Here is a 6,078-nt window from a genome sequence, read left to right as displayed (position 1 = left end):
ATGTCAGTGATTATATTGTCAAGCCGCTTACTTTAGACAAGGTGAAAAATCTTAAGAGAAAAATAGTAGAAGGTGAGTATTAAACTTGACCAACAAGCAAAAAAAAAGGCCTCCTTTCAACAACTTTCCCCCATCTTATTCCCCAATTATTATTATTATGGTATTAGAATAACCTGTACTTATCAGCGGGTGCCTGTCTATAACTTCAGCTTACATCAATGCGTCACTTCTGACTTAGCATAAAAGGATTATTTACTATCTACTCTTTGCTTTTTCTATAGCCTTATAGACCTCCTCTAATATGTTTGTTCGCAAATTCAGTTTGTAAATATTTCGATTTTCCCTGGTTGGATGAACCCTGTTGGAAAGGAAAACATAGACGATTTCATTTTCAGGATCTATCCAGGTATAGGTACCGGTAAAGCCTGAATGCCCAAAGCTCTTTTCCGAGACACTCGGAGCAGCATTTCCATTTGGATCACCCGGTTTATTGGGCCGGTCAAATCCCATCCCCCTATAATTTCCCTCATCGCAATATACGCATTTGCTATATTCATGCACCACTCCCGAAGCAATGAGCTGTTCCTCAGCATACAACCCATCATTTAGGTAAAGATGCATCAGCTTGGCCACATCGTTGGCTGTGCCAAACAATCCGGCATGGCCGCTCACTCCCCCGAGCATTGCTGCCCCTTCATCATGTACCATTCCATGTAAAAGCTGTTTTCTAAAAGCAGAATCATATTCAGTAGGAACAATCCTATCCAATTCAAATTTTAAATAAGGATTAAAAGTAAGCGATCCGGCCCCCAAGGGTTTGTAAAGGTTTTCTTCTAAATAGTCCTTGCATAATTACGGTGAATGTACAGGCTATCTGCAACCTTTATAGGAAATCTTTTTGAAGAATCCTTCTTCATGGTAAACCATCTGAACTTCCCGTTTTTCTTTACAGTGGACATCCAAAAGGGAATCCATGAACGTAATCTGGCCTGATGCGTTAAAATATCCTTGTATTTCAAATCCTCCTTATTCGTTCCTTTTGCCGCTGTTAAATAATGCCCTAAGGTATTGTTTTCATCAAACTTTCCTAAACCCTTCAAATGCATAAATGCAGCCAATGAAGTACTAATTTTGGTCACAGAGGCAAGGTCATACAAATCATCCGGCTTCACCTCCTTTAAGGAATCATAAGTGTGGTAGCCAAAAGCCTTGTGGTAAAAAACCTTACCACTTTTGGCCACTAAAACCTGTCCTCCGGGTATGGCCTTGCCTTTAACCGCTAGCTGCATAATGGAATCGATGCCTGCCAAATCTTTAGAAGACAATCCAACTCCCTCGGGAGATGTGTAGGCCATTCTAATCCCTCCTTCTAACTGCAACCCGTCTCCTCGCTTAAAAAATGAGTTGATGGTAACAGGCAATTTTCCTTGCGCACCAATTCCACCAAATATCATTTGAGCAGTTAAATCCTGTGTAAGAGGGGTTTCTTGATAGGCCGCTATTACCCCGGCCGCATTTTCCAATCCCTGAATTTTCCCCAAGCTATAAACATTACCGAAAACGCTTACTATTACAGTATGGCTTTCTATTAGTGTTCTCAATAAGGTTACCATTTCAGGACTTATTCCAAAGTTGTTTCTCCCTTGTCTTATCCCAAGTCCATGAATGCCTACCAAGATCAACTGGTGACCGGCAAGGTTTTCTTTTAAGGCAATTATATCATTCACATCCCCTTCTTTTGGGAAAACAAAATGATCCATTGGACTGTACCTTTCTAGCTGGTGTTGAAACTCAGTTCTTTGATTCGCTCCTAAAGATAGGCTTGCTATTTTTGTGTTTTCAAGTCCTTTTACCGGCAATACATTTTCTTCATTCCTAAGCAGTGTAAGGGAGGCCTTTGTCAAACGTTCCGCTAAAAAGTTGGCTGAAGAATTGTTCAAGTCAGCAATCAAATGATCTGTTTCTACAGGTGCCCATTGGTCTAGTCCAAGCCAGGCTTTTGCTTTCAATACCTTTAATACCCTTCTATCTATTTCTTCTTGGCTAATCTCACCACGTGTTATGGCAGCTTTTATTTCCGCAATGGCAGCAGACACATTCATGGTATTTAACAGCATGTCATTCCCTGCCAGCAAAGCCTTGGCATCTACCTTTCCAGGAGGATAATATTTTGCGACAGCCTGCATATTTAAAGCATCTGTAAAAATCAGCCCTTTATAACCCATTTCATCTTTCAACAAGTCTGTAACAATGGGTTTGGAAAGACTAGAGGGGCTGTTTACTGTACTATCAAGAACGGGGATTTCCATATGGGCCACCATTACACTGCCCAATCCCTGATCCATTAATTGCTGAAAAGGGTATAACTCCAATTCCTTAAGCCGTTTTTTGGAGAAATGAAGCACAGGAAGCCCATAATGTGAATCTACATTTGTATCTCCATGGCCTGGAAAATGCTTGGCAGAAGCCAAAATACCATTGTCCTGCATGCCTTTCATATAAGCCAATGATTTGCTGGTTACATTTTCTTTTTCCTCACCAAAGGAACGGAAGCCGATTACCGGGTTATTCGCATTATTGTTGACATCCACCACCGGCGCAAAATTCACATTGATTCCGGCTCTTTTTGCCTGGCGGGCCACTTCTGCCCCCATTTCATAAATCAGGCTTTCACCTGTTAATCCTCCCAAAGCCATTTGATAAGGAAAACGAACCGTACTGTCCAATCGCATTTTGAGCCCCCATTCTCCGTCCAGGCTTATCATTAATGGCACCTTGGAAATTTGTTGGAATTGGTTGATCATTTGTGCCTGACGAACCGGTCCACCTTGAAAAAAGATGATCCCCCCTACACCGTATTCTCTCACCAAACCTGCAATGGAATCCACATGAACCTTGTCCTTATTGGAATAGGCTGGAATCATAATCAACTGTGCAATTCGTTCTTCAGGACTTAAGTTAGCCAAAACCGAATCTGCCCAATATTCATATTTCTCTGCCAAAAAAGGAGGCGTTTGTTGTGCAAAAAGTGAGACAAAATTAATGGAAAGCAAAATTAAAGTAAGCAATCCTTTTTTTGCTAAATCAATTAAAGATAGTACTAGATGTCTCGCAGCATTAAAGCTTATGCTATTTTCAATATAATTGGCCATACTTTCAAACAAATCAAATTCGATTGAAAGATACCAAATTTGTGGCGTCTCATTAAAATGATTTAAAGAAAATGCCTATCATTGGGGATAAAAAATATATTATAAAAAGAGAACCATGAGTCCATTGCTCGTTTTTGGTGTAATCGCCGCTTATTTTGCACTTTTATTATTGATAAGTTACCTCACTTCACTCAAATCTGATAGCCAAACTTTTTATACAGGAAACAGGGAATCCCCATGGTTCTTGGTGGCCTTTGGCATGGTGGGTGCTGCCTTATCAGGGGTTACCTTTATCTCCGTACCCGGAGAGGTAGGCAACACGCAATGGGCCTATTTGCAATTTGTAATGGGAAACATGGTTGGCTATGCAGTTATTGGCCTGATATTGATACCGCTCTTTTACAAATTAAACCTGATCTCAATTTACGAATACCTCAAAACAAGATTTGGGCAGAAAGCCTACCTTTCTGGAGCCACCATTTTTCTTATTTCGCAAACCATCGGTGCCTCTTTTAGGCTCTTTTTGGCTGCTACTGTCTTACAACTTGCCTTTTTTGACGCCTTCAATATTCCCTTTTATGCATCTGTATTGACCACCATGGTGCTGATTTGGCTTTATACCTATAAAAGTGGCATCAAAACCATTGTATGGACAGATACCCTACAAACCATATTTTTGCTTTTGGCGGTGGTGATCACCATTGTGGTAATAGGCAAACACCTGGACAAAAGTACCTCTGAATTATTGACCGTGGTTGGAGACAGCGATTTGTCCTCCATCTTTGTTTGGGGAGGCAATTCTAGCCAGAATTTCTTCAAAATGTTTGCAGGTGGTATTTTTATTACCATTGCCATGAACGGGCTGGATCAGAACGTTATGCAAAAGAACCTGACCTGTCGCAATCAAAAGGATGCTCAGAAAAACATCTTCTGGTTTTCCATTACCTTCTTTATTTCAAACTTACTTTTTTTAAGTTTAGGGGTATTGCTTTACCATTACGCAGAAGTTAATGGCATTGAGCTACCAAAGACCACAGATGAATTGTTCCCTTTCTTGGCATTGAACCACTTTGGAACCCTGGCAGGTGTGGTCTTTTTATTGGGGATTACTGCTGCAGCTTTTTCTAGCGCCGATTCCGCTTTAACGGCCTTGACCACCTCTTTTTGTATAGACATTGTCAACCTTCCTGAACGCAATAACATCGACCAAGATAAAACCAGACGTTGGATCCATATTGGATTTACCTTCTTGGTTTTCCTAACCATTGTCGCATTCAATGAGGTGAACGACAGAAGTGTAGTAAGTGCCGTATTCAAGGCAGCAGGTTTCACTTATGGGCCTTTGCTCGGTCTATTTGCCTTTGGACTTAGTAATAGATTTAGCGTCAGGGACAAATGGGTACCCTTTATCTGTCTTTTAAGCCCTGTCCTTTCGTTTATCCTGGACTGGAACGCTGCCAGCTGGTTCAATGGCTTTCAGTTTGGCTTTGAAATCCTTCTGGTAAATGCGGCGATTACTTATATGGGTTTGCTCCTTGTAAGCAAGAGGTAATTAAGCCCGCATCAGGGTAAATGGCAACATAAACAAGGCAAATATCATGGAAAGGGTAAGGGTTACCCCAAATCCCAGCAAGCGGAATGGCAGTAATACCAACCATATTATAGGGTATAACAATAAAACAATTAAGGCTAAAGGCCAGCAAAGCACCAATAAGATGGCCCAAAGGATCATTCCGATAAATATTCTCATGGATTAAATGGATTTTTCTTTTGGGAAAATAAAGGCCAATTAAGTGCCAAAAAATAATAGGCCCTTGAATAAGGATTCAAGGGCTTGAAGACAATATCAAGCCCTTCCTTGCTACGGTTCCGTACAAGATTATGTCCGATTATGTACAAAAAGAAATTGCTCATTACTTGAAATGAATGCATCCCTTTACCAGTCTTTTTTCCAAATGGGACCTCCTGTATATATTTCACCAACCGAGTACCTAGGAGAAGGCACCACCATGGCATCCATTAACTTGTCCATTTTTTCTACCAACTCCGGATTTTCATCCGCCAGATTATATTGTTCAGAAATATCCTCGGCAAGGTTGTATACTTCAATCGCTTGGCCCTGCCCTCTTCGGATTCCTTTCCATTTACCCATTCTCACAGCCTGATCATACCTTTCTCTGGTATGACCAAAATCCCAATAGAATACCCGCTCATTTTTGGGTAATGGATTGCCTTTCAGAGCCTCAAAAACAGAGGCCCCATCAATCTTCACCTTAACGGGAGCCCTGGCCAGTTCGGCAAAAGTTGGTAGCATGTCTTGGAAACCAATCGGCTCATCTGATTTTTGCCCGGTTGGGATTACACCGGGCCAACTTGCAATAAAAGGTACCCTTATCCCTCCCTCATATAGATCTCGTTTGTACCCTTTTAGCTTTCCATTGGTCCTGAATTTTTTCCACACATTGCTGTGTCCTCCATTGTCTGAAGTAAAGACAATTAAGGTATTCTCCCTAAGGCCTAGCTCATTCAAAAGAGCCACAATTTTGCCCACATCCTTATCAAGACGGTAAATCATGGCTGCATATTTTTTGGCTGCCTCAGGCCAATTTTTTTCCGTATAGGGGTAAGTGGAAGGAACTGTCAAACCATGCTCATCTTCTTCAGGGGCAGAAAAATGAGGACTGGTATAGGCAGCATAAAAAAAGAAGGGCGCTTTTCTATGCTTGCGAATAAAATTTAAAGTCGCATTGGTGAGAATGTCATGACTGTAATTGTTTCTTAGGATGGGATTATCCGTTAATAGTATTTTTCTATCGTCATGATCCAAGTAACTGGGGTAATAGTAATGGGCATGGTCCTGATTTAAATAGCCCGTCCAAGTATCAAAGCCCATATTGGTGGCTCGACCTTCCGTTTTGGCATCTCC

At 41.2% G+C, this 6,078-nt stretch carries 5 protein-coding genes; 1 reads left to right on the top strand and 4 read right to left on the bottom strand.

Annotated features, from left to right (window positions below; genetic code table 11):
* Nucleotides 1-255: 255 nt before the first annotated feature.
* Nucleotides 256-813: a serine hydrolase gene (locus AAC037_RS17915; protein ID WP_339904485.1), complete on the bottom strand. Its 558-nt coding sequence runs from the start codon at nucleotides 811-813 to the stop codon at nucleotides 256-258.
* Nucleotides 814-833: 20 nt separating this feature from the next.
* The gene (locus AAC037_RS17910) at nucleotides 834-3,152 is read right to left on the bottom strand and encodes a glycoside hydrolase family 3 N-terminal domain-containing protein (RefSeq protein ID WP_339904484.1); all 2,319 of its coding nucleotides are present in this window, start codon (nucleotides 3,150-3,152) and stop codon (nucleotides 834-836) included.
* 115 nt (nucleotides 3,153-3,267) lie between these two features.
* On the opposite strand from AAC037_RS17910, the gene AAC037_RS17905 reads away from it, so the two are divergent.
* The gene (locus AAC037_RS17905) at nucleotides 3,268-4,704 is read left to right on the top strand and encodes a sodium:solute symporter (protein WP_339904482.1); all 1,437 of its coding nucleotides are present in this window, start codon (nucleotides 3,268-3,270) and stop codon (nucleotides 4,702-4,704) included.
* Here the strand turns inward: AAC037_RS17905 and AAC037_RS17900 are convergent, their stop codons facing one another.
* Entirely contained in the window at nucleotides 4,705-4,902 is a 198-nt protein-coding gene (locus tag AAC037_RS17900; protein ID WP_339904480.1) for a hypothetical protein, read from the bottom strand.
* Nucleotides 4,903-5,088: 186 nt separating this feature from the next.
* Nucleotides 5,089-6,078: sulfatase-like hydrolase/transferase (locus AAC037_RS17895; RefSeq protein WP_339904479.1), on the bottom strand; the 990-nt coding region annotated here is incomplete at its 5' end.

The organism is uncultured Cyclobacterium sp., from assembly GCF_963976465.1.
Taxonomy (GTDB): domain Bacteria; phylum Bacteroidota; class Bacteroidia; order Cytophagales; family Cyclobacteriaceae; genus Cyclobacterium.
The sequence above is the reverse complement of the archived record's forward strand: the minus strand, read 5'-3'. Positions and strand labels throughout refer to the sequence as shown.